Origin of the sequence: Ectothiorhodospira marina, from assembly GCF_900109495.1 — a bacterium.
GTDB lineage: Bacteria > Pseudomonadota > Gammaproteobacteria > Ectothiorhodospirales > Ectothiorhodospiraceae > Ectothiorhodospira > Ectothiorhodospira marina.
This window is the reverse complement of record NZ_FOAA01000018.1, coordinates 1-26,058: the sequence shown is the minus strand read 5'-3', so window position 1 is coordinate 26,058 and position 26,058 is coordinate 1. Positions and strand designations below refer to the sequence as shown.

At 66.6% G+C, this 26,058-nt stretch carries 25 protein-coding genes; 11 read left to right on the top strand and 14 right to left on the bottom strand.

All coding sequences use genetic code 11. The features are described 5' to 3' along the window. Window positions 1-44 precede the first annotated feature (44 nt). Window positions 45-1,031, top strand: coding sequence for a ChaN family lipoprotein (locus BMY52_RS13175; protein WP_090255166.1), 987 nt, complete (start codon window positions 45-47; stop codon window positions 1,029-1,031). A gap of 38 nt (window positions 1,032-1,069) precedes the next feature. Here the strand turns inward: BMY52_RS13175 and BMY52_RS13170 are convergent, their stop codons facing one another. Beyond that, window positions 1,070-2,665, bottom strand: coding sequence for a sulfatase-like hydrolase/transferase (locus tag BMY52_RS13170; RefSeq protein WP_218140438.1), 1,596 nt, complete (start codon window positions 2,663-2,665; stop codon window positions 1,070-1,072). 30 nt (window positions 2,666-2,695) lie between these two features. On the opposite strand from BMY52_RS13170, the gene BMY52_RS13165 reads away from it, so the two are divergent. From BMY52_RS13165 to BMY52_RS13150, 4 genes are read left to right on the top strand one after another with little or no spacing between them, the layout of a single operon-like run. After that, window positions 2,696-4,213: an OpgD/OpgG family glucan biosynthesis protein gene (locus BMY52_RS13165; protein WP_218140437.1), complete on the top strand. Its 1,518-nt coding sequence runs from the start codon at window positions 2,696-2,698 to the stop codon at window positions 4,211-4,213. Continuing rightward, window positions 4,206-6,059, top strand: coding sequence for a glucans biosynthesis glucosyltransferase MdoH (gene mdoH, locus BMY52_RS13160; protein WP_090255162.1), 1,854 nt, complete (start codon window positions 4,206-4,208; stop codon window positions 6,057-6,059). Before BMY52_RS13165 ends, mdoH begins: the two co-directional genes overlap by 8 nt. Then, window positions 6,043-6,837 carry an FkbM family methyltransferase gene (locus BMY52_RS13155; protein WP_090255161.1) on the top strand — a complete coding sequence of 265 codons (795 nt, stop codon included), beginning with the start codon at window positions 6,043-6,045 and terminating at the stop codon, window positions 6,835-6,837. The genes mdoH and BMY52_RS13155 overlap by 17 nt, the downstream gene beginning before the upstream one ends. Before the next feature lie 34 nt (window positions 6,838-6,871). Continuing rightward, window positions 6,872-7,747 (top strand): RibD family protein, encoded by an 876-nt coding sequence (locus tag BMY52_RS13150; RefSeq protein ID WP_090255159.1) that lies wholly within the window; start codon window positions 6,872-6,874, stop codon window positions 7,745-7,747. A 6-nt stretch (window positions 7,748-7,753) separates the two neighbouring features. Here the strand turns inward: BMY52_RS13150 and BMY52_RS15750 are convergent, their stop codons facing one another. Genes BMY52_RS15750 through BMY52_RS13135 form a run of 3 tightly spaced genes read right to left on the bottom strand, consistent with a single transcriptional unit; the run spans window position 7,754 to window position 11,105 of the window. After that, window positions 7,754-9,691: a glycosyltransferase gene (locus BMY52_RS15750; RefSeq protein ID WP_090255156.1), complete on the bottom strand. Its 1,938-nt coding sequence runs from the start codon at window positions 9,689-9,691 to the stop codon at window positions 7,754-7,756. Beyond that, window positions 9,688-10,086: a 6-pyruvoyl trahydropterin synthase family protein gene (locus BMY52_RS13140; RefSeq protein ID WP_090255154.1), complete on the bottom strand. Its 399-nt coding sequence runs from the start codon at window positions 10,084-10,086 to the stop codon at window positions 9,688-9,690. Before BMY52_RS13140 ends, BMY52_RS15750 begins: the two co-directional genes overlap by 4 nt. A 23-nt stretch (window positions 10,087-10,109) precedes the next feature. Next, the gene (locus BMY52_RS13135; RefSeq protein WP_425429242.1) at window positions 10,110-11,105 is read right to left on the bottom strand and encodes a zinc-dependent alcohol dehydrogenase; all 996 of its coding nucleotides are present in this window, start codon (window positions 11,103-11,105) and stop codon (window positions 10,110-10,112) included. A gap of 136 nt (window positions 11,106-11,241) precedes the next feature. Between BMY52_RS13135 and BMY52_RS13130 the strand changes: the two genes are divergently transcribed. Further along, window positions 11,242-11,979: a CDP-alcohol phosphatidyltransferase family protein gene (locus BMY52_RS13130; RefSeq protein WP_245740879.1), complete on the top strand. Its 738-nt coding sequence runs from the start codon at window positions 11,242-11,244 to the stop codon at window positions 11,977-11,979. Between the two features lie 19 nt (window positions 11,980-11,998). Here BMY52_RS13130 and mreD read toward each other — a convergent pair whose 3' ends face one another. The 3 genes from mreD to BMY52_RS13115 form a co-directional block, all read right to left on the bottom strand. Continuing rightward, window positions 11,999-12,490, bottom strand: a complete 492-nt coding sequence (gene mreD, locus BMY52_RS13125; protein WP_090255148.1) for a rod shape-determining protein MreD — start codon at window positions 12,488-12,490, stop codon at window positions 11,999-12,001. Beyond that, window positions 12,483-13,358, bottom strand: coding sequence for a rod shape-determining protein MreC (mreC, locus tag BMY52_RS13120; protein ID WP_238626517.1), 876 nt, complete (start codon window positions 13,356-13,358; stop codon window positions 12,483-12,485). The genes mreD and mreC overlap by 8 nt, the downstream gene beginning before the upstream one ends. A gap of 77 nt (window positions 13,359-13,435) precedes the next feature. Next, window positions 13,436-14,482, bottom strand: a complete 1,047-nt coding sequence (locus BMY52_RS13115; RefSeq protein WP_090255145.1) for a rod shape-determining protein — start codon at window positions 14,480-14,482, stop codon at window positions 13,436-13,438. A 123-nt stretch (window positions 14,483-14,605) separates the two neighbouring features. On the opposite strand from BMY52_RS13115, the gene gatC reads away from it, so the two are divergent. Genes gatC through gatB form a run of 3 tightly spaced genes read left to right on the top strand, consistent with a single transcriptional unit; the run spans window position 14,606 to window position 17,879 of the window. Continuing rightward, window positions 14,606-14,893, top strand: coding sequence for an Asp-tRNA(Asn)/Glu-tRNA(Gln) amidotransferase subunit GatC (gene gatC, locus BMY52_RS13110; RefSeq protein ID WP_090255143.1), 288 nt, complete (start codon window positions 14,606-14,608; stop codon window positions 14,891-14,893). Between the two features lie 43 nt (window positions 14,894-14,936). Beyond that, window positions 14,937-16,391: an Asp-tRNA(Asn)/Glu-tRNA(Gln) amidotransferase subunit GatA gene (gatA, locus tag BMY52_RS13105; RefSeq protein ID WP_090255141.1), complete on the top strand. Its 1,455-nt coding sequence runs from the start codon at window positions 14,937-14,939 to the stop codon at window positions 16,389-16,391. A gap of 54 nt (window positions 16,392-16,445) precedes the next feature. Beyond that, on the top strand, window positions 16,446-17,879 hold the full coding sequence (gatB, locus tag BMY52_RS13100) for an Asp-tRNA(Asn)/Glu-tRNA(Gln) amidotransferase subunit GatB (RefSeq protein WP_090255139.1): 1,434 nt from the start codon (window positions 16,446-16,448) through the stop codon (window positions 17,877-17,879). 161 nt (window positions 17,880-18,040) lie between these two features. Here gatB and BMY52_RS13095 read toward each other — a convergent pair whose 3' ends face one another. The 7 genes from BMY52_RS13095 to BMY52_RS13065 all read right to left on the bottom strand — a co-directional run bounded on the left by BMY52_RS13095 (window position 18,041) and on the right by BMY52_RS13065 (window position 24,945). After that, window positions 18,041-18,826, bottom strand: coding sequence for a HesA/MoeB/ThiF family protein (locus BMY52_RS13095; RefSeq protein WP_090255137.1), 786 nt, complete (start codon window positions 18,824-18,826; stop codon window positions 18,041-18,043). Window positions 18,827-18,831: 5 nt separating this feature from the next. Next, a complete protein-coding gene (gene lipA, locus BMY52_RS13090) occupies window positions 18,832-19,797 on the bottom strand; it encodes a lipoyl synthase (RefSeq protein WP_090255135.1) in 966 nt (321 codons plus the stop codon). 114 nt (window positions 19,798-19,911) lie between these two features. After that, window positions 19,912-21,156, bottom strand: coding sequence for an HDOD domain-containing protein (locus tag BMY52_RS13085; RefSeq protein ID WP_090255133.1), 1,245 nt, complete (start codon window positions 21,154-21,156; stop codon window positions 19,912-19,914). Further along, window positions 21,149-22,372, bottom strand: coding sequence for an HDOD domain-containing protein (locus BMY52_RS13080; RefSeq protein WP_090255132.1), 1,224 nt, complete (start codon window positions 22,370-22,372; stop codon window positions 21,149-21,151). Before BMY52_RS13080 ends, BMY52_RS13085 begins: the two co-directional genes overlap by 8 nt. A gap of 72 nt (window positions 22,373-22,444) precedes the next feature. Further along, window positions 22,445-23,719 carry an O-acetylhomoserine aminocarboxypropyltransferase/cysteine synthase family protein gene (locus BMY52_RS13075; RefSeq protein WP_090255130.1) on the bottom strand — a complete coding sequence of 425 codons (1,275 nt, stop codon included), beginning with the start codon at window positions 23,717-23,719 and terminating at the stop codon, window positions 22,445-22,447. 41 nt (window positions 23,720-23,760) lie between these two features. Beyond that, a complete protein-coding gene (locus tag BMY52_RS13070; RefSeq protein ID WP_090255128.1) occupies window positions 23,761-24,003 on the bottom strand; it encodes a BolA family protein in 243 nt (80 codons plus the stop codon). Between the two features lie 60 nt (window positions 24,004-24,063). Beyond that, window positions 24,064-24,945 (bottom strand): hypothetical protein, encoded by an 882-nt coding sequence (locus BMY52_RS13065; RefSeq protein ID WP_177169971.1) that lies wholly within the window; start codon window positions 24,943-24,945, stop codon window positions 24,064-24,066. A gap of 208 nt (window positions 24,946-25,153) precedes the next feature. Here BMY52_RS13065 and BMY52_RS13060 point away from each other — a divergent pair, with 208 nt between their 5' ends. Both BMY52_RS13060 and BMY52_RS13055 read left to right on the top strand, forming a co-directional pair. Beyond that, window positions 25,154-25,915 (top strand): YdcF family protein, encoded by a 762-nt coding sequence (locus BMY52_RS13060; protein WP_090255127.1) that lies wholly within the window; start codon window positions 25,154-25,156, stop codon window positions 25,913-25,915. A 52-nt stretch (window positions 25,916-25,967) separates the two neighbouring features. Next, the coding region (locus tag BMY52_RS13055; protein WP_143050486.1) for a MerR family DNA-binding transcriptional regulator at window positions 25,968-26,058 on the top strand (91 nt) is incomplete at its 3' end.

Below are 26,058 nucleotides of genomic sequence, written 5' to 3'. Positions count from 1 at the left end.
CCTCCACCCGGGGTCACCGACCAATCCAGTGCAGGAAAGCCACCATGCGATTTCGTTTGCCTCATCTGCTGTCTGCCATGGGCCTGAGCGCCCTCCTGTGTCTCCCGGCGCAGGCCCTGAGCGAAGGCCGTGAATGGCGGGCACCGCACTTGCAGGATCACCCCCTGGTGGGACAGATCTGGGTTCCCAGCGAGCAACGATCCCTGTCCCGGAAGGCGCTGGAAGCAAGGCTTCTGGAGGCGCGGATCCTGTTGCTGGGAGAGGTGCACGGCAATCCGGATCATCATGCCTTGCAACTGGAGTTGATCCAGGCCCTGGCGGCAGCAGACAAGGCACCCGCGTTGGCCATGGAGATCTTTGATCTTGAGAACCAGTCAAGGTTGGACACCCTGCGCGACCAGGGTGAGGGAGACGCCGATGTGCTTGCCCATGCCGCCGGTGTGGAGGCCCGCCACTGGCCCTGGGATGAATATCGTCCGCTGGTGCAGTGGGCGCTGGATCAGGACCAGCCGTTGCTGGCGGCCAACCTCTCCGGCGAGCGGGCGATGCAGGTGGGCCGGGAGGGCCTGAGCAACCATATGGACGAGGTCGAACGCCGACGCCTGGGCCTGGATGAGCCTCTGCCGGGACCGGTGGGACGCCGATTGATCGAGCATATCGTCGATGCCCACTGCGGTTATCTTCCGGCGGCGCGCACCGGCGGCATGGTGGATGCCCAGCGGGCCCGGGATGCCCACATGGCCGATCGCCTGCTGCAGGCCGAAGGCCGCCCGGTGGTGCTCATCGCCGGCAGCGGCCATGTGCGCCGTGACTATGGGGTGCCCCGGTATCTGGAAGCCCGGGGGGCTCAGGGCCCGGTGTTGAGCCTGGCCTTCGTGGAGGTGCGCGAGGGGGACGACTCACCGGAGGATTACGCGATGGCCATGGACGGCGTGTATGACGTGATCCTGTTTACACCGCGCCATCGTATGACCGATCCCTGCGATGATTTCCGGGAGCAGCTGGAGGGGATGCGCGAAAACGCCTCATAACCCGCGTGGATGCCGTCATGAGCCGGTGGCGTCCGGGCTCACCCAGGACCAAAGTCCGCATGCAGCCAGTGGCGGAAGGCATCCATCCCCGCCGGCTGCCCAGGCCTTGGGGGGACCAGGCCGGGCACAAAACCCCGCTCACGAAAGGGTGCCAGCAGCTGGGGATCCCGGCTGATCAGATGCACGGGCACCGCCGGTGAGGGGGTCTCGCCGATGATCAACGGGGCCGCCTGATGGTCCCCCAGCAGGATCAGCAGCGCATCGTCCTCAAGGAACCGCAGGGCCCAATCCAGGGAGACATGCAGCGAATAGTCCACCGAGCGGGCAAAGTGATCGCGCACCCGGTCCATGTCCTGCCAGAGCGTCTCGGGGCTGGGGTCGGTGTCCCCCCAGGGTGCGAAGATCTGCCCATCCGCCACCTGTTCCCAATCGTCGATCAGAGGCAGAATGGGTGTCCAGGGGGCGTGGCTGCTCACCAGGGCCACCTTGGCGAATAGCGGGGCGTCCACACTCGCCCGCAGGGCATTGAAGCGATGCAGGGTGAACTGGTCGGGCATGGTCACCCAATTGAGCGGCGGACCGGCATAGTCCAGGTCGGCAGCGGCGAAGATGTGATCGAAGCCATAGGCGCGACCCTCCGGCCATGGCATGGTGATGGCCGGCATCACCGTCAGGGTCTCGTGACCGGTGGCCTGGAAATCATCCACCAGCGTTGGCTGCCCCAGTTCCAGCAGGAGGCGATACCACAATGGGTTGTCGATCCACACCCCGCTCAGCAGCGAGGCATGCGCCAGCCACGACTGCCCGCCCAGGATGGGCGCATTCAGGCGGCCGGTGACCGCATGCAGTCCCGCCGCCTCCAGACGAGGGGCCATGGCCTCAAGCCGCGGCAGTACAACGCCGGAGAACCGCGGATCGTCCGTCACCGAAGCCCCGTAGGACTCCACGAAGACCAGATAGACATCCCGCCCGGCCAGACCGGGCAGGGGCTGCACTGGTCGCTCCCTGTCGGCCACGGTGCTCTCGAACTGGCGGCGGGCCTGATGGGTCTCGCGGATCTGTCGGGACTGGAACGCCAGTGTATCCACCACCGGGGTTCGGGCCACCGGCACGACACGCTCACCGGCCACCTCCAGCACCGTGAGCACGGCGGCCAGCGCGCCGATACCCAGGGCGAGCCCGGCCACACCACCGCTCAGCGGTATGGGCCGCAGCCCCCGGAAGACCGCGATCAGGACCCCCAGGAGCAATACGGCCCCCAGGGCGAGGATGGCCACTGCCTCGGTCTGGCCCAGGGTGCCCACCAGCAGGTGGTGGACCGAGGCCAGTGCCGGCAGGTCGAAGTACAGGTTGAGCGATCGGCCGAGGAAGTGCTGCGTGGCGGCATCCCCCAAACCCGCCGCCACCGCCAGTATCAGCACGACGGCCACGGTGGCGCGGACGGCATGGGTCGTCCAGTGGGCAGCCAACCAGGCGAACAGCACCGGCAGCCACCAGGCCTCCAGGGCGATCCAGTGTGCCCCGGGTTCACCAAAGCGCAGCCACAGGGGCAGCACCAGCACCAGATTCAGCAGACCTGCAGCCAGCAGCAGCGGCCAGTCGGCGAGGGGGCCTGGGCGGGGGGTGACGGGCATCGGTATGGGGCCGCCATGAGGGGTCGTGGGTTGGCCCTCATTATGCTGATGCTTTGCCTGGCCTGGCCAGCCGCCCAGGCCGATGTGCTGGAGACCCTGGGCGAGAGGGCCCAGCGGCTTGCCGAATCACCGTGGCAGGCACCCGCCACCCTGGAGGCCCCGGCCCTGGCGGCGCTGAACTATGACGCCCATCGGCAGATCCGCTTCCGTCCCGAGCGTGCCCTGTGGCGGGGGGAATCGGACTTCCAGGTGCAGTTCCTGCACGCCGGCTTTCTCTTTGGACAGCCCATTCAGGTCTTCGAGTGGGTGGATGGGCGCCGCAGGCCCATCGCCTTCGACCCGGGTCTGTTCCGCTATGACGACGACGCGGCGCGACTCAGCCCCGAGCAGCGGGCAGCGGGTGGATTCTCCGGGCTGCGTCTGCACTATCCCCTGAACCGGGCCAACGATGGTGACGAGTTCCTGGTGTTCCAGGGGGCCTCCTACTTTCGCCTGGTGGGACGGGGTCAGCGCTACGGCCTGTCGGCCCGCGGGCTGGCGGTGGATACCACACGCCTGGGTTCGGAGGAGTTTCCAGTGTTCACGGAATTCCACCTGCAAAGGCCTGCGCCCGAGGACCGGCACGTGAACCTGTACGCCCTGCTGGAGGGCCCGTCGGTGACCGGGGCCTACGCTTTTAGGGTGCAGACCACCGAGCCGATCACGGTGGACGTGGAGGCCCGCCTGTTCGCCCGTCGCGACCTCACGGGGCTGGGCATTGCCCCGCTCACCAGCATGTACACCCACGGGGACCTTGCCGGACCCATCGAGGCGGATTTCCGCCCCCGGGTGCATGATTCGGAGGGGCTGCTGGTGCGCACCCGGGCCGAGGAATGGATCTGGCGCCCGTTGACCCGCCCCGAGGCACCCCGGGTCTCCGCCTTTCTGGATGCTGCCCCTTCCGCATTCGGCCTGATGCAGCGCACCCGGGGATTTGCCGATTATCTGGACCAGGAGGCCCGTTACGACCTGCGACCCGGCCTCTGGGTGGAACCCGGACAAGGGGACTGGGGTGCCGGTCGGGTGGTGCTGCTGGAACTGCCCACCCCCGACGAGACCCATGACAACATCGTCGCCTTCTGGGCGCCGGACTCGCCCATGGCCGCCGGCGAGTCACGTCGCTTCAGCTATCGGCTCACCCCCCGCTGGGAGCCACCGCCGGGGCATGACCTGGCCCGTGTGGTGCGCACCCGCAGCGGCCCCTCCAAAGTGCCGGGCCAGAGCGCCCCGGCACCCCCCGACCAGCGCCGTTTCGTGGTGGATTTCAAGGGGGGGGCGCTGGATCGGCTGGAGGGATCCCTGCCGGTGCGGGCCCACCTGGAACTGCACCAGGGCCAATGGGTGGAGCCGCCTCAGGTCCGACCCTTGCCCGAAGGCGGCTGGCGGGCCACCTTCGTGGTGGCGGCCAGGGCCGAAGCCCCCGCCGACATGCGTCTGCAACTGCGACTGCACGACCAGGTGCTCACCGAGACCTGGCAGTACCTGTGGCAAGGGCCGGAAGATGCCTGACGCGCCAACCCTGCGCCGTCGTCGTCGCCTGTTTGGTCTGCTGGTGCTGGGCACCGGGGGGCTGGGCACCCTGGCGATGCACGACGTGCTGGTGTCCACCGGGGTGGGTGGGTTGCAGGTGCCTCTGCTGGTGCTGTTCGCCCTTCTGTTCACCTGGATCGCCCTGGCCTTCTGGAATGCGCTCGTCGGGGCCGTGTTGCTGTGGCTGGGCCGCGATCCTCTCACTCTGGGGCCGGTGGCGCCTGTGCCCCCTCTGTGCGCACCCCACCACACCGCCCTGGTGATGCCCATCCGTCACGAGGAGGCCGGGTTCGTGGGCGCCGGGTTGGCCGCCACGCTGGAGGATCTGGTACGCAGCGGCGACCCCGAGGGCTTCGAGGCCTTCGTGCTCAGCGATTCTGTGGATCTCCGCGTGCTCGGCGAAGAGGCGGCCGTGGTGGCGGGCCTGCAGCAGCGGTTCGAGGGCAGCATACCCGTGCATTACCGTTGCGGGCGGGAACCAGGGGGGCGCAAGGCGGGCAATATCGCCGAGTTCTGCCGCCGCTGGGGTGGGCGCTACGAGGCCCTGGTGGTGCTGGATGCGGACAGCCGCATGAGCGGTCACACCCTGCGCCGCCTGGTGGCGGGCCTCCAGGCCGAACCTGAGACCGGCCTCATCCAGACCGTGCCCCAGCCGATGGGCGCCCAGACCTTGGTGGCCCGGCTACAGGCCTTCGCGGCCGTGGTGCATGGGCCGCTGCTGGCCACGGGTCAGGCCTTCTGGCAGGGGGATACCGCCAATTACTGGGGCCATAACGCCATCCTGCGTACCCGGGCCTTCATGGCTTGCTGCGGTCTGCCCCGTCTGCCCGGTGCCGCGCCCTGGGGTGGCGACATCCTCAGTCATGATTTCGTCGAGGCGGCCTTGTTGCGTCGGGGCGGCTGGCGGGTGCGCCTGGACACCACGGCCGGGGGCAGCTTTGAACAGGTACCGGCCAACCTGGCGGATTACCTGCGCCGGGAACGACGCTGGGCCCAGGGCAACCTGCAGCACCTGCGTCTGCTCACCACGCCCGGGCTCCACCCCCTCAGTCGGCTGCATTTCCTGCTGGGTGCCTTTGGATTTGCCTATGCGCCCCTGTGGGCGGCGATGCTGATCCTGGGGTTCTTCAGCCTGACCGGGGCCGCGGGGATGGGGTCAACCGGCCACACCCCCGGCGCGGTCCCGGAGACGGCCCTGTGGTTGCTGGCGGCCACCCTGGCCCTGTTGCTTGGGCCCAAGCTCATCGGACTGATGCTGACCCGTGCCCGGTATCGGGCCTTCGGTGGCGGCGGGCGTTGCCTGGGGAGCGGTGTCCTGGAGATCATCCTGGCCTTGCTGCTGGCGCCGGTGCTGATGGTCTTTCACACCGTGTTCATCCTGCAGATCCTCGCGGGAAGCCCCGTGTCCTGGGAGGCCCCCTGCCGTGCCGACCGCCCCCTGGACTGGCATCGCTGCCTGCGTCTGGGCCTGCCCCCGGCGCTGCTGGGCCTGGGCTGGCTGGTCCTGTGCCTGCTCACCCTCCCCGCGCTGGCCCTGTGGACCGGGCCGGTGTGGCTTGGCCTGATGCTGGCCCCGATCCTGTTCCGGCTCAGCGGCCAATGTGGGCCGCCCGGGCTGTTGCTCACACCGCCGGAAGATGCGGTGACCCGGCCCGGCTGCCGCGAGGGCGGCAACGGCCCCCCGCTGCCGGATCCCCTGCGCCCGCCGCCGCCTGAATCCCCGGGGCCGATGCCGGTTCAGGCCCTCATTGCCACGCCCGGGCGCCTGCGTCGATGGGCGGGCACCCGCGTGCCCGGAATGCGCTCCCATGACGATGCGGGTTAGGCGGTGGCTCGAGCAGGGCGCCGCGGGCCTGGGGCTGGCCCGGTCGCTGGCGATCTACTGGCGACCCGGGCGGCAGCGGGGCCTGCGGCGGCTGTATGGGCCGTTCATCCGCCCCGGGGATCTGGTCTTCGATGTGGGGGCCCATGTGGGCGATCGCACCCTGGCCTTTGCAAGCCTGGGGGCCCGGGTGGTGGCGGTGGAACCGCAACCCCTGCCCCTGGCCTGGTTGCGGTGGCTCACCCGGAATCGGCAGGCCATCCAACTGGAGGCGGTGGCCCTGGATGCCCGTCCCGGGTCGGCCCGGCTGGCCATCAGCCGCCTGCATCCCACGGTGTCGACCCTGGCGGAGGCGTGGCGCCAGGCACTCCCGGAGCGACATCCGGGGTTTCGACGGGTACGCTGGGAGGAGGGAATCACGGTGCCGGTCACCACGCTGGATGCGCTGATTGCCCATCATGGTGTACCAGCCTTCTGCAAGATCGACGTGGAAGGGCACGAGGCGCGGGTCCTGGCCGGTCTGTCACAGCCGCTGCCCGCCCTGTCCGTGGAGTTCATCCAGGGAGCCCTGGCGCAGGCAGCGGCGTGCATCGACCGTCTGGAGAGCCTGGCTCGCTATGAATACAACGTGGTGGCCGGCGAGCAGCGGTGCTTTCTCTGGCCTCAGTGGCGGCCGGCGACAGCACTGCATCACTGGCTGGAAGCCGGCGCCGCCGGCATCGCCTCAGGAGACGTTTATGCACGCAGGACACACCCAGTGGCAGGGCTTGGCCCCACCTGAGCAGGCGTCGTTGATCCGACCGGAGGTCTGACCCATGGAAGAAAATGCAGGGGAGTTGAACAACCTGGAGACGGCCTGGTCCCTGATCCGGCAGGTGCGTGATCACGACTGGAGAAGACAGTCCCGGGGCTGCTGGGTCTATCCAGGCGGTGAGCTGGAGGTGACGCGGGGTGGCGACTGGCATGCCCACGGCCCCATGGAGCGGGAGGCGGGACGGCTGCTGGACTGCCTGCTGCCTCTGGTGGTCGACGACCGGCCATGGGTCATCGGCCAGTTGGGTCAGAGTCTGGATGGACGCATCGCCACCCACACCGGGGCCTCCTACTACATCAGTGGCCTGGAGGCGCGGGTACACCTGCATCGCCTGCGGGCCCTGGCGGATGCCGTGCTCATCGGCGCCGGCACCGCTGCCACCGACCGACCGCAACTCACCGTGCGCCATGCCCCTGGGAACAGCCCCGCCCGGGTGGTCCTGGACCCCCGGGGGCGTGTGCCCCATGAGGGGCCACTCTTTGAGACTGCCCCGGCCGGCTCGGCCACACCGCCCACCCTGCTGCTGGTGGGTCGGGGCGTCAGCCCGGCGGGCGCGCTGCCCGCTCATGTTCAGACCCTGCCGCTGGATACGGACGACGACACCGGCCAGATGTGCCCCCAGCAGGTGGTCACACGGCTGGCCGAGGCGGGCTACCGCCGGGTGCTGGTGGAAGGGGGTGGGGTCACCGTGTCGCGGTTTCTCGAGGCGGGCTTGCTGGACCGTCTGCACCTGCTGGTGGCGCCGATGGTGATCGGTTCCGGGCGCCCGGGGTTGTCCCTGCCCCCCATCGACACCCTGGATCAGGCCCTGCGGCCCCGGGTGCGCCGCTTCACCTGCGGTGAGGACACCCTGTTCGACGTGGATCTCAGGGCCTGATCCGATTCAACCAGGCCATTCAACCCTGGGCCGGGCAAAGGCATCCTGGTGGCCCACCCACAGCCCCAGGCGATGATCCAGCAGCGCCGCGCGTCGGGCCCGGTGCCAGGCAAGGATGCGATCCGCCTCCCCGGGGGCCTGCTCCAGCAGTGCATCCCGCCATCCATCCAGGGTTTCCACGCCCAGGGTGCGGGCCTGCTCGTTGCCTGCCTGCAGACACCAGGGGCTGGGGCGCTGGTGCACCTGGTAGCCATGGGCGTGAAGGATGCGCACGAGACAGGCCGGGGCCGCGGGCCCCAGGGCCGCCCCCAGACCCTTGTCCCGACGCTGATGCCTGTGGAACAGGTCTGCCGCCCAGGCATCCTCAGGGTCAGCCCGCCGCCGGCCCCCGGCCTCCAGAAAGCCGCGCTGGCCGTCCACCGATAGGGTCAGCAGCAAGGCGGCCCCCTGTCGTGCGCAGGCCTCCACCAACTGCTTCAGCCAATCCGCCGACACCAGGTCCAGCAGGGCCGAGGCGGTGACCAGATGCACGCCCGCCAGATCCGCCGCCGTCAGGTCGGCCAGGTCCACCTCCCGCATCTCCCGTGCCACGTGTCCCCCGTTGGCATCCTGGGGGATGGGGGGCGCCATGGCCGCATCCAGCAGGGCCGGATCCCGGTCCCAGAGCGTCCAGTGCTGCGGCCCGGGCAGTGAGGGCGCCAGATGGCGCAGGTTGTTACCGGAGCCGGCCCCCAGGTCCAGGATGCGATAGGGGGCGGTGTCGCGCCGCCGCAGCCAGGCCCCGGCGGCCTGGGCCAGGCGCGGGTGTCGGGCCCGGGCGTCGGCCCCGGCGCGCAGGTCCAGCCAGTTCCGGGCAAACCCCTCATCCCGGGCCTTGGGTGCTGTGTCCAGGGCCTGGGCGACCCGTCGGGCCGTCTCCGACCAGTCCGGCAGATGCCCCCGGGCCGCCCGCGCCCCCTGGATCAGGGCGGCGCGCAGGGCGGGTTGTGTCAGCCAGCGTCGCAGGGCGTCGGCCAGGGCCTGGGGGTCCTCGGGCGGCACCGACAGGCCGGCGCCGGCGGGAAGGGTGTCGCGCAGGGCCCCGCCGGTGGTGGTGATCACCGGCAGCCCCCGGGCCAGGGCCTCCGTCACCACCATGCCAAAGCCCTCGTAGCGGGAGGGCAGGACGAACACCGAGGCCTTATCCAAGGCCGCCGCGACCCGATCCGCAGGCAGCTCGCCATGGAGGGTGACCCGTGCGCTCAGGCCCAGGGTCCGGCACTGCTGTTGCAGCGTCGCGGCCCACTGGAGGTCGCGATCCGTACAACCCACCCAGTGGCAGTGCCAGGACAGATCCAACAGGTGGGCCAGGGCCTCCAGCAGCACATCATGACCCTTGCGGGGGGCCAGGTGGGCCACGCAGAGCAGGCGCGGGATGGCCTTCTCCCCGGGGCCCGGTTCACCCCGGGCCATGGCGCACAACGGCGCGGGCGACACCCCCGGCGGGGCCACATGGATCGCCGCCGGGGCCAGACCCAATGCCTGCAGGCGCCGGGCGGTGAAGTCGCTGGTGACAACGATCCGGGCCACCCGCTGCAGGGCGCGGGTCTCCAGGTGCAGCAGCCGGTCACGCCGTGCAGGGTCCAGGCCGCTTTCATCCCCCAGGGGATGATGCACCAGGGCGGTCAGGTCCAGGCGGTCGGCGTGGGCCTCGATCACCTCGGGCAAGGCCCCCATAGCCAGACCGTCCAGCAGGACGCGCGACCCCGACGCCAGCGCCGACAGGGCCTCATCCAGGGCCCGGTGGGCCGTCTCATCCGGGCCGGGGAAGGCCCCTTTGAGCCCGCCCAGGGTGACCGTCCAGCCCGCCGCCTCCAGTTCTCGGGCCAGGTGCCGGTCGTAGAGATAGCCGCCGGTGGTCTGTTGCGGATCTCCCGGCACCAGCAGGGTGAGCCGCTGATTCAAAGCGGGCCCTCAAAGCCGGCGTGGGCCACATGGGACTCATGCAGGTTCACCGCCAGGGCGGACAGGCCCCGGGCCGATGCCCCCAGGCGCCCCTCCCGGATGGCCTTGGCGAGGCGATCGAAGATCACCCGGGCCATGAACTCGGTGGTGGTGTTCCGTCCCTGGAAGGCCTCCACCTCGTCCAGGTTGCGATAGTTGAACTCGCTCAGGATCTCGTTCAGCACCTCGGTCGCTCGCCCGATGTCCACCACCAGATTTTCCTCATCCAGCGCCTCGCGCTTGAAACAGGCATCCACCACATAGGTGGCGCCGTGCAGACGCTGGGCCGGGCCGAAGGTTTCGCCGCTGAAGCTGTGGGCGATCATCATGTGATTTCTTACGGTCACCGTGTACATGGCGTTTCTCCTGGGGGGGATGGTCAATCGTTGGACATCGCCGCCGGATAGCGGATCCGATGGCAGAGCACCTGACCGGCCCCGTCCGCCAGTGACGGCATGACCCGGGGCAGGGCAAGGAAATCCGACTCGCCGCTGATCAATGGCTCCAGCACCGGATCCTTGAGCAGTTCCAGGGCCAGGGCCAGGCGCCGGCGGTAATCCCAGCGGGGGGTGCGCGAGGGCGGCAGCCGACCCACCTGGCTGGAGCGCAGGGTCAGTCGCCGGGCGTGGAAGGCCCCGCCCAGGGGCAGGGTGACCGGGCGATCCCCGTACCAACTCATCTCCAGCACCAGGCCTTCGTCACCGGCCAGTGTCAGGGCATGGTCCAGCCCGTCGGGCTGACCGCTGACGTGGATCACGTGGTCCTGGTCCTCGGGCGCGGCCTCCGGCCGCGCGAAGCCCGCCCCCAGGGCCTGCGCCAGTGCGGCCCGCCCTTCATTGATATCCACCAGAGTCACCCGGGTGCCCGGGATGCGTGCTGCCAGATAGGCCACCAGCGCACCCACCACCCCGGCACCGATCACGCACACCCGGTCACCGGGACCGATGCCCGCATCCCAGATGCCGTTGATGGCGGTCTCCATGTTGGCCGCCAGCACGGCCCGCCCGGGGGGTAGCCCCTCGGGCAGCGGGGTCACCGCCGTCGCCGGGACCTGGTAATGGTCCTGATGGGGGTGCAGGCAGAAGACCGATCGGCCCATGAGGTCAGCAGGACCGCAGTCCACCCGGCCCACACTGGCATAACCGTATTTCACCGGGCCGGGGAAGTCCCCCGCCTGAAACGGGGCGCGCATGCGCTGATACTCTGTCGGGGGCACATGGCCGTGAAACACCAGCGACTCCGTCCCCCGGCTGATGCCGCTATAGAGTGCGGTGACCTGCACGTGGTCGGCGGGCAGCGGCGGCAGGATCTCCCGGCGCAGTTCTCCCCGGCCCGGGGTGGCGATCCAGAAGGCGGTGGCAGCATCGCGGTCGATGGGCATGGGGGGATCTTTCGGCGCCGACGCCTGTCAGTGGGTTCAGGGGCAGCATAGGCCCGATCGGGGGGATGTGTCTTCCCCTGCAGGGGGCTGGGTACGGGCCTATCAATCGGCATCAAGGAGCGTGAGCGGCGTGGGTAAGACGGTAGAGGCAATGAAGGGCTGGGTGGCTCAGCCGCGGTGGGCACCCCTGCGCCTGCTCCCGGATCTGCTGGCGGGAGTGGGTCTGTTGCTGGCGGGGTTGGCCTGGCTGGTGAGCGTGGGCTTGCTGACCCTGGCGACCGCGGCCGGGTCGGTCCTGGCCTATGGCGTGCTGGCGGTGCTCCTGCTGGGGCGCTGGTCGGCCCCGAGGAGCGGTTTCGGCTGGCCCAATCGGGTCACTCTGCTGCGCGCCCTGCCGGTCTGCGTGCTGGCCGGCGCCCTGGCGCAACCGGAACTTTATCGTGACCATGGCACGCTGCTGGCCGCTCTGGCCGGGGCGGCCCTGCTGCTGGATGGCCTGGATGGCTGGCTGGCCCGGCGGCTGGACGCCGCCACAGCCTTCGGGGCCCGCTTCGACATGGAACTGGACGCCGCCCTGATCCTGGTGCTGTGTCTGGGGCTGGCCCTCTCCGGCAAGGTGGGGGCCTGGGTGCTGGCCATCGGCCTGATGCGCTATGCCTTCGTGGCCGCCGGCTACCGGGCGCCCAGACTGCGGCGGCCCCTGCCCGACAGCACTCGACGCAAGGTGGTGTGCGTCTGGCAGGTGCTGGCGCTGCTGGCCTGTCTGCCCGGGTTCGTCACCGCCGCCACGGCCACCTGGCTGGCGGCTTCGGCGCTGCTGGCATTGACGGTATCGTTCGCTCTGGATGTGCGCTGGCTGTTGCGGTAGCGTGCAGGACGAGGACAACTCAGCCCACGGATAGACACCAACGCCGACGGATGCCGCGCAGGGTGACGAACACCGGAGGCCAGAGCAGCACACTGCTGGCCAGCGGGGCCCAGTACAGCCAGGTGCCCGGGGCCATGCCGGTGATGCCGTATACCCAGAGCACCAGCATGAGATAGAGGGCCAGCAGGGCCCCCACGGTGACTGCCTGCTGCCAGACGGGGAAGAAGCGTACCCGCTGATGCAGGCGCAGACTGATCCAGGCGATCAGGGCCAGGGCCAGGGCGTGTTGCCCCAGCAGGGCGCCCTGGGTGACGTCCAGCAGCAGGCCCAGGAACCATGCGGTGCCCACCCCCACCTGCCGGGGCAGGGCCAGGGTCCAATAGAGCACGGTCATGGCCAGCCACTCCGGACGCCAGGGGGCTAACGCCTCGGGCAGGGGCATGACCGTGAGGATCAGCGCTCCGACAAAGGTCAGCGGGATCACCAGCAGGCGTGCGCGCCACTCACCCATGGATCACCTCGTCGGTATCCGGTTCGCCGGTCTCCTCCGGCGGCGGCTCGGTGTCCTCGGGGGGCGCGAGTTCCGCGGGGGTGTTTGGGTCCTGGTCAGGTTGCGCGGGCCACAGCAGCAAGACCTCCCGGGAGCGATCAAGGCGGGCCAGCGGCCGGGCTTCCACCTGGGCGAAGGACTCGCCGGAGGGCCGCTCCACTCGCGTGACCTGGGCCACCGGATAATCGGCCGGGAAACGCCCCCCCAGCCCCGAGGTGCTGATGATGTCACCACGGCGGATGTCCTCGCTGGGAGGGATAAAGCGCAGGTCCAGGCGCTCCGGGTTGCCGGTACCCATGGCCAGGGTGCGCAATCCGGTGCGGTTGACCTGCACGGGCAGGGCGTGGCTGGGGTCGGAGATGAGCAGGGCCACGCTGTTCAGGGGGTGAACCTCCAGCACCTGGCCCACCACGCCGGCGGCATTGATCAGGGGTTGTCCGGCATAGACCTGATGGCGACTGCCCTTGTCCAGTACCACCTGCTGACGGAAGGGGTCCAGATCCACCGAGAGCAGTTGCGCAATGACCACCTGCTCCCGCAGCCGCTTGGCAGTGTCCAGCAGTTCCCGCAGGCGGGTGTTTTCCGACTCCAGCGCCTCAAAACGCAGCATGCGTGAACGCAGTAGCAGGTTTTCTTCCTGCAGGGCACGATTCTGTGCCACCAGAGACTGATGCGTGGAGAACTGCTCGCCGGTCCAGGCGCTCAGGCGCACGGGCAGATCGGCGACATACTGGATGGGATAGACCGCGGAAGACAGCCAGGAGCGGACTTCCTGAAGATGATGGTGACGATGATCCACGGTCATCAGCACCAGGGACAGAACAACCACCAGGGCCAGCCGGAATGCGGGCGAAGGCCCCAGGATGAAGAGCGGCTGTTTGATGGCGAGCCCTCCGGTGCGGCGCGTTACTCAACGGACAGGAAGTCGGCTCCGTGTTCGTCGAGCATTTCCAGCACCTTGCCACCGCCACGGGCCACGCAGGTGAGGGGGTCATCGGCCACCACCACCGGGATGCCGGTCTCTTCCATCAGTAGGCGATCCAGGTCACGCAGCAACGCCCCACCGCCGGTGAGCACGATGCCCCGCTCGGCCACGTCGGAACCCAGTTCGGGAGGCGTCTGCTCCAGTGCTGTACGCACGGCACTGACAATGCCATGCAAGGGCTCCTGCAGGGACTCGAGGATCTCGTTGCTGTTGAGGGTGAAGGCGCGGGGCACACCCTCGGCCAGGTTGCGACCCTTGACCTCGATCTCGAGCAGCTCCTTACCCGGATAGGCGGAGCCGATCTCATGCTTGATGCGCTCGGCGGTGGCCTCGCCGATGAGGATGCCGTAGTTGCGACGCACATAGGCGACGATGGCATCGTCAAAGGTGTCGCCACCGATGCGCACGGAGGAAGAATAGACGATGCCGTTCAAGGACATGACCGCCACCTCGGAGGTGCCGCCGCCGATGTCCAGCACCATGGAACCGCGGGCCTCGTCCACGGGGATGCCCGAGCCGACGGCTGCCGCCATGGGTTCTTCCATCAGGTACACCCGCCGGGCACCAGCGCCCGCCGCCGATTCACGGATGGCGCGACGTTCCACCTGGGTGGCCCCGCAGGGCACGCACACCAGCACCCGGGGACTGGGGCGGAACATGCGATGGTGATGCACCTTGCGGATGAAATGCTGGAGCATCTTTTCCGTGGTGGTGAAGTCGGCGATCACGCCGTCCTTCATGGGGCGGATCGCCTGGATGTTCTCCGGCGTGCGACCGATCATCTTCTTGGCGGCGGTACCCACGGCCTCCACCGAGCGCGGCCCGCCCGGACCCCGGTCCTGGCGAATGGCCACCACCGAGGGTTCATTGAGCACGATCCCCTTGCCACGCATGTAGATCAGCGTGTTGGCGGTGCCCAAATCAATGGAGATGTCGTTGGAGAGTAGACCGAGTAGACGGCTGAGCATGGGTTTCAAGTGGCGTCGCCTGCGAAAGGCGCTACTCTAGCAACCGCCACAGGCTTTGGGCAAGGCGTCAACTATGCTACTTTACGCCGCTTACCCAAGGCATTCGTGATCCCGGAGCATGTCATGTCGCTGTCACTTGATGAGGTGCGCAAGATCGCCCATCTGGCCCGGCTCAGTGTCCAGGAAGAGGATCTGCAGGGTTATGCCCGCAATCTCTCTGACATTCTGGGCCTGGTGCAACAAATGGATGGGGTCGATACCCGGGGGGTGACGCCCATGGCTCATCCGCTGGACGCCTCACAGCGCCTGCGCGTTGACGAGCCCACCGAGACCGATCAGCGGGATCACTTCCAGGCCAATGCCCCGGCCGTGGAGTCCGGTCTTTACCTGGTGCCCAAGGTGATCGAGTAGGCCTCCGCGCGCCCCTTGACCGTCTTCAACCACGGAACGATCCATGCACGAGAAGTCCATTGCCGAACTCGCCGCCGCCCTGAAGGAGGGTGAGGTCTCCAGTGTTGAGCTGACCGCTCACTACCTGCGCCGCATCGAGACCCTGGACGACGCCCTTAACGCCTATGTCACCGTGACCGGCGAGCAGGCCATGGAAGCGGCCCGTGCCGCCGATGAGGCCCGGGCGCAGGGGCACGCCGGACCGCTCACCGGGGTGCCCATCGCTCACAAGGATATCTTCTGCACCGAGGGCACCCGCACCTCCTGCGGCTCGAAGATGCTGGACAATTTCATCGCCCCCTACGATGCCACGGTGGTGGCACGCTTCAAGGCTGCGGGCTGTCCCATCCTGGGCAAGACCAACATGGATGAGTTCGCCATGGGGTCGTCCAATGAGACCAGCTACTACGGCCCCGTCAAGAACCCCTGGGACACCGAGCGGGTGCCCGGCGGTTCCTCCGGCGGCTCTGCGGCGGTGGTGGCCGGGCGCCTGGCGCCGGGCGCCACGGGTACCGATACCGGCGGCTCCATCCGTCAGCCCGCCGCCCTCAACGGTGTCACCGGCATCAAGCCCACTTACGGGCGGGTGTCCCGCTGGGGCATGATCGCTTTTGCCTCCAGCCTGGATCAGGGCGGCCCCATGGCCCGCACCGCTGAGGACTGTGCGCTGATGCTGAATGTGATGGCCGGCTTCGATCATCGTGATTCCACCAGCATTCAGCGCCCGGATGAAGACTTCACCAGGCACATGAACACACCGGTGAAGGGGCTGCGCATCGGCCTGCCCAAGCAGTTCTTCGGCGAAGGCATGGATGCGGGTGTGGCCCGCGTGGTGGACGAGGCCATCGCCCATTACAAGGGGCTGGGTGCGGAGTTCGTGGAGGTGGATTTGCCCCACTCGGACCTGTCGGTGGCCGCCTACTATGTGGTGGCCCCGGCCGAGTGCTCCTCCAACCTGGCCCGTTTCGATGGTGTGCGCTATGGCTATCGCTGCGAGGATCCGAAGGATCTTCTGGACCTCTACATGCGCTCGCGTGGCGAGGGTTTCGGCCCCGAGGTGAAGCGGCGCATCATGGTGGGCACCTACGCCCTCTCGGCCGGCTATTTCGATGCCTATTACCTCAAGGCGCAGAAGATCCGCCGACTGATCGCCGAGGATTTCGCCAGTGCCTTCAAGGAGGTGGACGTGATCCTCGGGCCCACCGCCCCGAGCACGGCCTTCCGCCTGGGGGAGAAGACCAATGACCCGGTCACCATGTATCTCTCGGATATCTACACCATCGCCGTGAATCTGGCCGGTCTGCCGGCCCTATCGCTGCCCGCCGGCTTCAGTGATGGCCTGCCCGTGGGCCTGCAGCTCATCGGCAATTACTTCGATGAAGCCCGTCTGCTCGGCGTGGCTCACCAGTACCAAGTGGGTACGGAGTGGTGTGGCATGGCCCCGGGTGGATTCGTGTAAGCCACGGCTGCCGCGAAGTATTCCCCATCTTACGTCAAACATCAGGATTACTGTATGGAATGGGAAACGGTCATCGGGCTGGAAATTCATGCCCAGTTGTCCACCCGGTCGAAGATCTTCTCCGGGGCATCCACCGCCTATGGGGCCGAGCCCAACACCCAGGCCTGTGCCGTGGATCTCGGCCTGCCGGGGGTATTGCCGGTGCTCAACGAGAAGGCTGTCGCCATGGCGGTGAAGCTGGGCCTGGCCATCGATGCCCAGATCACACCCCGTTCGGTGTTTGCCCGCAAGAACTACTTCTATCCTGATCTACCCAAGGGTTACCAGATCTCCCAGTACGAACTCCCCGTGGTGGGCCGCGGCCACCTGGACATCGAACTGGACGACGGTGAGACCAGGACCATCGGTGTGACCCGGGCGCATCTGGAGGAAGATGCCGGCAAGAGCCTGCATGAGGACTTCCATGGCATGACCGGGATCGACCTGAACCGGGCAGGCACGCCGCTGCTGGAGATCGTCTCCGAACCGGACATGCGTTCCTCCCGGGAGGCCGTGGCTTACATGAAGAAGATGCACTCGCTGGTGCGGTATCTGGGCATCTGCGATGGCAACATGCAGGAAGGCTCCTTCCGCTGTGACGCCAACGTGTCCGTGCGCCGCAAGGGTACGGAAAAGTTCGGCACCCGCACCGAGATCAAGAACCTCAACTCCTTCCGCTTTCTGGAGAAGGCCATCGAGTTCGAGGTGGAGCGGCAGATCGATGTCCTGGAAGGCGGCGGCGCAGTGGTCCAGGAGACCCGGCTGTTCGATCCGGACAAGGGCGAGACCCGTTCCATGCGCTCCAAGGAAGAGGCCAACGACTACCGCTACTTCCCGGACCCTGATCTGTTGCCGCTGGATATCGACAGCACCTTCATTGAACAGGTACGGGCCAGCCTGCCGGAACTACCGGATGAGAAAAAGCAGCGTTTCATGAACCACTACGGGCTGTCGGCCTACGATGCGTCTACCCTGACCAGCAGTCGGGAGATGGCGGATTATTTCGAAGCGGTGGTGGAGCAGGCCGGCTCAGGCCAGGCCAAGATGGTCGCCAACTGGGTGATGGGTGAACTCTCTGGCGCCCTGAACCGGGAGGGCCGTGAGATCGGCGACAGCCCGGTGTCCGCCCGGGCCCTGGGAGCCCTGCTGGCACGCATCCAGGACAACACCATCTCCGGCAAGATCGCCAAGGAGGTCTTCGAGGCCATGTGGGCCGGGGAGGGGGATGCCGACATGGTGATCGAGGCCAAGGGCCTCAAGCAGATCACGGACACCGGTGCCATTGAGCAGGTGATCGACCAGGTGATCGCCGACAATCCCAAACAGCTGGAACAGTATCGCAGCGGCAAGGACAAGCTCTTTGGCTTCTTTGTGGGCCAGGTGATGAAGCAGACAGGCGGCAAGGCCAACCCGGCGCAGGTGAACGAGTTGCTGAAGAAAAAGCTCTAAAGGGTGTAGCCCCACTGCCGCCGCTTCTCCCCTCATCCCGGGTTCTTCTCCCCTGATGGGATGGCAAACCCTGCCTCTTGTGCGAGTAGCCCCTCTCCCGCTGGCGGGAGAGGGGTTGGGGTGAGGGTGGATTGGGCAGGCAAGGGTGCCCTCCGCTCCCCTCATCCCCGGCCCTTCTCCCCCGAGGGGAGAAGGGAGTCTTGGACCTTTGATCCACATATGGGGCACCCCGGGTCCTTCGGCACCCGGATGCTGCGCCACTCCATGCCCATGGCATCCAGCAGCAGCAACCGCCCCGTCAGCGTCGGCAGGCCCACCAGCCACTTCAGGGCCTCGGTGGCCTGCAGGGTGCCCATCACCCCGGGCAGGCTGGCCAGCACCCCGTTCTCGGAACAGGTCTCGCCGGTCTCCCCGCCCTCACCGTACAGGCACTGATAACAAGGACTATCGGGCCGGCCAGGCTCGAGGACCGTGATCTGACCCTCCATGCGAATCACTGCAGCGGAAACCAGCGGTGTGCCCGTGGCCACGCTGGCCCGGTTGACGGCAAAGCGCGTGGCAAAGTTATCCGAGCAGTCCAGCACCAGATCGGCACCGCGCATGGCATCCTCCAGGGCCAGACCTTCCAGAGCCCGGTCGATGCAGTCGATGCGCACCGTGGGATTGATCCCTTGAAGGGTCTCTCGGGCCGAGTGTACCTTGGGCTGGCCGATGCGCTCGGTGGTGTGGATGATCTGGCGCTGCAGGTTGGACAGGTCCACTGTGTCGGGATCCACCAGGGTGAGATGGCCCACGCCGGCGGCCGCCAGATACATGGCCACCGGGCTGCCCAGGCCACCCACACCAATGATCAGGACATGCGCCGTGGCCAGGCGTTCCTGGCCCTCGATACCCACTTGGGGCAGAAGGATCTGGCGGCTGTAGCGCAGCAGGGCCTGATCATCCACGGTACTCAGTCCTGCTTTTGGGCAAAGGCGGCCGCCTGCTGATCCGCGTGATAGGACGAGCGCACCATGGGGCCACTGGCCACCTGCCGAAAGCCCAGGTCATAGGCCACCTGGGCCAGGTGGTCGAATTCCTCGGGGGTGACGAACCGGCTCACCGGCAGATGATGCCGTGAGGGCTGCAGGTACTGGCCCAGGGTGAGCATCTCGCAGTCATGGTCCCGAAGGTCTTTGAGGGTGGCCTCCACCTCATCCATTTCCTCCCCCAGGCCCAGCATCAGGCCCGACTTGGTGGGGATGTGAGGATGTCGCGCCTTGAAGGCCCGCAAGAGTTCCAGGGACCAGGCATAGTCGGCCCCGGGGCGGGCCTGGCGATACAGCCGGGGCACCGTCTCCAGGTTGTGATTGAACACATCCGGCAGGCCGCCCTCCAGGGTATCCAGTGCCAGGTCCATGCGACCGCGAAAGTCCGGTACCAGCACCTCGATGCGGATGTCCGGGCTCAACGCGCGGGTACGCACCGTGCAGTCCACAAAGTGGCCGGCGCCGCCATCACGCAGGTCGTCCCGGTCCACCGAGGTGATCACCACATAGCGCAGGCCCATGGCCTGGACGGTACGCGCCAGGTTTTCCGGCTCCTCCGGATCCAGGGGGTTGGGGCGGCCGTGGGCCACATCGCAGAACGGGCAGCGACGGGTACAGATGTCGCCCATGATGATGAAGGTGGCCGTGCCATGCCCGAAGCACTCACCCAGGTTAGGGCAGGCGGCCTCCTCGCACACCGTGTGCAGGTGACTGTCGCGTAGCACCCGCTTGAGGCGCTGCACCTCCGGGCTGCCCTGCGCGCGGGCGCGGATCCAGGCAGGCTTGCGCGGCGGGCGCTCGGTGGGGGTGATCTTCACGGGGATGCGGGACACCTTGTCGGCGGCGCGCAGTTTCTCGCCCTGAACGGGGCGCTTGGTGGTGTTGTTCATGAGGGAGTCCTGTGCGGTGCCCGGTTCTTGCGGGGCTTGCGACCGGGTTTGATGCCTCATTCTAACAGCCTGGGCCCAGGGCGCGGCTATACCCTACCAAAGGAGTGGGATGATTCAGGCCGGAGAGGGGCCCTTGAGCATGTCCATGACCTGACGGATCTCCTGTTCCGCCTCCTCGAACAGGTCCAGCTTCATTTCCTCGTTGGGGGGCTTCAGGCCGAGTTTTGTGTAGGCCGGTACCTGGTCATAGCGCGGAACGTCGGTCACGGGCTGACCCCTGCGGTTGTGGGTGAGCGCGTAGAGATGGGCCACCAGTACCACATCGCAATAGTCGGGGGGCGAGTTGCCATTACGCTCGTATTGATTCACCTCCCTCACGACAGTGCTCAGGTCTGGCCCCAGGCCCCAGTCGTTGACCACCAGTTCTCCCATCACCGGGTGCAGGCGCTGGAGGATCGCGTCGATTTCCCGATCCTCCATGTGGGGGTGATGGTGTCCCAGGTAGTCCAGCAACGGCACCATGCCCACCTGGTGCAGCAAACCGGCCAGCAGGGCGTGCTCCGGGTCAAAACGGGTGCCGTGACGCGCCAGCACGTAACTTAGGGCCGACACTCTGACGCTGCGGTCCCACAGTTCCAGCATGCGCCGTTGCAGGCCGCGCACTGAGGTCTTGAAGACCTGCTTCATGGCGATGCTGATGACCAATTGACGGGTGGCCGAAAAACCCAGGCGGACAATGGCATCACGCACGTTGTGCACCGGGGCCGCGCCACCATACAGCGCACTGTTGGCTGCCTTGATCAGCCCCCCGGTAACCGCCATGTCCATCAGCACGATACGGGACAGGCGGGCGGCATCGATCTGGGTGTCGTTGATGGCCGACTGGATCTTGGTGGCCACTTCCGGCAGTGCGGGCAGGGCCAGCTGGCCGGTGACAATGCGTTGATACAGGGTGGAGAAGAGTTCGCTCTCCACATCGCTGAGGGTGGTTTCCTCAATCTCGTAGCCGGCTTCGCTCTGCTGCCGACTCAGGGTATCGAACAGGTTGCGATCGACGCGCAGCACCTGGCACTGCGACAGCGCCACGGCGTATTCCTTGAGACGGCTGGCGCCGAAGATAGGCTGGTGGGCCCTGCGACTGAAGGCTTCGATGACCTGCGGCTGCCCTTCGGAGAAGAGACTGAGTTTGCCTTCCACCAGGTAGAGCATCCAGCGGGACTGGTCGCCTGCCTGCACCTTGGTGCCGGCCTTCATGGGCAGTTTCAGGGTTTTCTTGGCCAGTTGTTCCAGCGCAGCCGGTTCCAACTCGTTCAGGTGGGCCAGCTTCTCGAGGGTGGTGGTATCGACTGCATCAACCATGGAGCACCTGCCGGATCATCTGTAATTCTCCTTCGGCCTCCTTGAGCACCTCCAGGTTCAGGTCCTCGTCCAGGGGGCCGAGTTCCAGTTTGGCAAAGGCGGGGGCCTCGTCAGTGCGGGGCAAGGTCTGGCCTTTTGGGCTGTCACGCAGGGCGAACAGCTGGGAGACAATCACCAGATCACAATAGTCAGCCTTGGGGCCTTCATCCCGCATCCACTGGTCAGCCTGTTCCACTACGGTAATGAGTTCCGTGTCCATGCCCCAGTAATTCATGACCAGCACGCCCGCCAGGGCATTGAGCTTGTTGACGGCCTCTTCCATGGCCTCGGGGCTCAGTTCCAGCTGATTCTTGCCGATGAAGTTGAGGATGGGCACGGCACCAATGCGATGCATCAGGCCGGCCAGCAGGGCACGGTCCGGGTCAAAGCCCCGTAGATGTTTGGCCAGAACATAGGCAATGGCCGAGACATTCACACTGTGCTGCCACACCTGGTGAATGCGCTCTCGCACCAGGCTGGAGTCACTCTGAAAGGTCTGGCGCATGGCCAGATTGAAGGCCAGGGTCTTGGTGGTATTGAAGCCCAGACGGACCACGGCGTCGCGGATGTTGCTGATCTGCTTGGCCGTGCGATACAGGGGGCTGTTGGTGGCATGGAGCAGCGCCCCGGCCACGGCCGGATCCATCTGCACCACCTGGGTGATCTCGTTCACGCCCACGTTGGGGTCGTCGGCCATCTTCTGGATGCGCATGGCCACTTCGGGCATGGGAGGCAATTCCAGCTTCTTTCGGGCGGTGGCCAGATAAAGCTGTTGCAAAATGGCTCCTTCCTCTGCAGTGGCCTCGGTATCCACCACTTCATAGCCAGAAGTGCGTTCCTGGTTAAGCAATTCGGAGAAGGCCTGCTTGTTGACCTTGAGCAGGGTGGAGGGCGTCTCGGCCAGGGCAAACTCCCCCTGAATCCGGTCGCTGAACAGGGGCAGGCGCGCACGGTCGGAGCCGCCCTCCACTCGTGTGGGGTTGCCCCGACAGACCAGGGAGATCAGGCCATCCAGCAGGTAGATGGCGCTCTCACGCTCGTCGCTGGCGTGCAGCTTGCGACCTGCCGGCAGCCTGATGGGCTCCACCTGTTCCAGAAGGCGCTTGAGCCCGGCTTCGGACAACTCCTTGATGGGCGTCAGTGCGCTCAGGTCCTTGACGTCAACGGCGGCAGGCATGGTGGCGGGTCCTGGTCTTCTTCATGGGCATGGGTCTGTCATGCGGAGTGCCCCGAGGGGCGGGCGAGGCAGTCAGCCGGCCGCCGCCAGGGCCCGGTCCAGATCCTCAAGGATATCATCCACGTGCTCCAGTCCAATGGACAGGCGCACCATATCTTCACCCACGCCAGCTCGTTGCAGTTCTTCCGGCGACAGCTGCCGGTGGGTGGTGGTGGCCGGGTGGCAGGCCAGGGTCTTGGCATCGCCGATGTTCACCAGGCGCACGGCCAGTTGCAGGGCATCAATGAACTTCGCTCCAGCCTCCAGCCCTCCCTTGATGCCGAACGACAGGATGCTGGCAGCGCGACCGTTCATGTATTTCTGCGCCAGGTGGTGGTCCGGGTGATCTTCCAGGCCCGCGAAGCGTACCCAGTTGACCTTGGGGTGCTCCTTGAGGAATTGCGCCACTTTCAGGGCATTGTCGCAGTGACGGTCCATGCGCACCGGCAGAGTTTCGATGCCCTGCATGATCAAGAAACTGTTGAAGGGCGACAGGGCGGCGCCCATGTTGCGCAATGGCACCACGCGGGCGCGACCGATATAGGCGGCGGCGCCCAAGGCCTCGGTGTACACCACGCCGTGATAGGAAGGATCCGGTTCGCACAGGCCCGGGAACTTTTCCTTGTGCTCCTCCCAGGGGAATTCCCCCGAGTCGACAATGGCGCCGGCGATGGTGGTGCCGTGGCCGCCCATGTATTTGGTGAGTGCATGCACCACGATATCAGCCCCGAACTCAAACGGCCGGCACAAATAGGGGGTGGGCACGGTGTTATCGGCGATCAGCGGCACGCCATATTCATGGGCCAGGTTGGCCAGGGCTTCGATATCGGCCACATTGCCGGCCGGGTTGCCAATGGTCTCGCAGAACACCGCCCGGGTGTTGTCGTCCATCAGGGCGCGCATGCCGTCGATATCACCGGGGGCCGCGAAGCGCACCTCGATCCCATAGCGGGGCAGGGTGTGGGCAAACAGATTGTAGGTGCCGCCGTAGAGGGTGCTGGTGGTGACGATGTTATGGCCCGCCTGAGCCAGGGTCATGATGGAATACGTGACTGCTGCCATGCCCGAAGCCAGTCCCAGGGCACCCACGCCCCCCTCCAATGCCGCCACGCGCTTCTCCAGCACATCCGTGGTGGGGTTCATGATGCGCGTGTAGATATTGCCCTGCACCTTCAGGTCGAACAGGTCAGCCCCATGCTGGGTGTCGTCAAAGGCGTAGGACGTGGTCTGGTAGATGGGGGTCGCCACGGCCTTGGTGGTCGGGTCGGGGCTGAAGCCGGCGTGAACGGCGAGGGTCTCGAATTTCATCGTGTGTTTCCGTGAAGGCTATGAAGACGGGGCCGGCATGATCAGGAGGCGTTCGTGTCGGCTTCGTCCGGTGTGAAGGTGCGCATGGACAGGGCGTGCAGCGCACCGCTGGTGATCTCTTGTATCACGGTGGCGTTGACCATCTGATGGCGCTTGATGCGCGACTGTCCGGCAAAGGCCTCGCTGATGACCCGGGCCTCAAAATGGCCGTCTCCGCCAGTCACGGAGACACGGGCGCCGGGTAGACCCGTTTCGATGAGTGTCTTGACCTGGTCGGGCGTCATGGGCTGTGTGTCATGGTGTGAATTCAATGGGGGAATCATAGCGGATACCGGTGCCGCGCGTCATGGCGTGCTGCCCTCGCCATCGTTGGGCGGCCAGGTGGGGGAGGGGGTCGACGTGCCCGAGACATAGGCCTGGATGACGGGCATGTGCCGCTCCAGCGTGCGGCGCATGAGGGCCGACATCAGATGTTTGCGGTCCACATCTTCCACCCACCCAAAGAGGGATAGACGCAGCTCTTCCAGGGTGTTCACATTGACATGGATGTCGTGGATCAGGCGCTGATACTCCAGGGGCGTGGGGGCCGTGCCCAGGTCCGCGAAGATCTCCCGCAGGGCCTCCAGCATGGGGCCTGCCTCCGAAGGGAGTCCCAGGGCCTCGGGGGTGATCTCGGGGGCCTCGTCCAGTTCCGGGTCCACCCAGATGCGAAAGCTCATCTGCTGCAGGGTGTGATACAGCGGCTCATCGGAGATGAGAAACACCAGCAGATTGCGGCGATGGGCCTTGAGAGTGACGTCGCCGTAATGCCACAGCCCGTGGCGGATGAATTCCGCCAGACGCAGGTGCTCGGCAAAGGGCGCCTGGTGCAGGCGGTCCAGGATGAGCACGGCGGGTTCGCCCTCGCTCAGGGCGCAGGCCTCGCCCAAGACCCGGTCCACCGGGTCGATGGGCGGCTCACCGGTGGGCTCCTCGTTCCAGTCCGGAATGATGCGCACGGGTTCGGGCGAGGGCGGTGGCAGGTATTCGTGATACAGGATGTGCTCATAACCCAGGGTGTGCCCCAGGGCATAGCCAAAGGCGGTGCGCCGTCGCCCCTGACTGCCCTCGATGTTCAGGCAACGCAGGTGATCCACCCGGGCCGAGAGCAGGCACTGCACCGGGTAGGCGTAATCCTCGTTGGCGACGAAACCATGTTCCGCCAGCCGCTGTCTGAAAGATTCCATCACTGGGCTACCTGCGATCCCCCGGGCTACCTGGCCCTGAAGTCCGCGCAGAGGTACCCGCCATCAGGGTGCCAAGTCTTCCTGGGTTGGTCTCGTTCATCAAAGTTGCTGGCTCGGCCGTGTTGCGGTGTTGGGACATGACAGCGCAGATTTCACGCGGGTGCAATCCCAACCCCATTGAAGCCCCGGATGTTGTAGTGTTCGGACCATGACAACACTGGAACTGTTCATCATGCCGCCCGCCAACGGGCTCATCCTGATCCTGCTGGGGCTGTTGCTGTGGCGACGTCGGTTGGGGCGGGTGGCGATCTGGCTTGGGCTGGGGATACTCTACGTGGCCTCGCTCCCGGTTGTCTCCTATGCGCTGATGCAGGGGCTTGAGGCCCGATCGGGGGCTGTGCCGCTCTCCGAGGTCGTCGCCGGTGATGCCCAGGCCATTGTGATCCTGGCCGGGGGCCGCCGTCCCGATGCCCCCGAATATGGTGGCGTGGATACCGTCAACGAGTATTCCCTAAAGCGGGCCCGCTACGGGGCCTGGGTGCATCGTGAGACCGGACTCCCCATTCTGGTCAGTGGTGGGCGCGTGGAAGGTGACGAGCCTTCGAGCGAGTCCGAGCTGATCGCCGACGTGTTGGAACATGAGTTGGGTGTGCCCGTGCGCTGGGTGGAGGATGAAAGCCGCAACACCTGCGAAAACGCCTTCCACACCGCTGAACGCCTGGCCGGGGAGGGGGTAACCCACGCCCTGCTGGTGACCCAGGCGCTGCACATTCCTCGCGCCCGCTGGTGTTTTTCACAAACCGATCTGCAGATCACCCCCGTGCCTACCTTCGATCGCCAACCCGACCCCGACGACTCCTTCGACTGGCGCGGACTCATCCCCCAGGCCAAGGCCATGGCCCGCACGCGGTTTGCCTTGCATGAGTATCTGGGGTTGGTTTGGTATCGGTACTTCAAGTACCGCCCATAGGGCTTAAGCAGTTCGCTTGAAATCTATTCATAACTTATCGATACTTTCCAATATGAAAAGATTGGCAAGCATCGGTGAGGCCGCCAAGGCGCTGGGCGTGTCCATTACGACCCTGCGCCGCTGGGAAGCATCGGGTAGGTTGG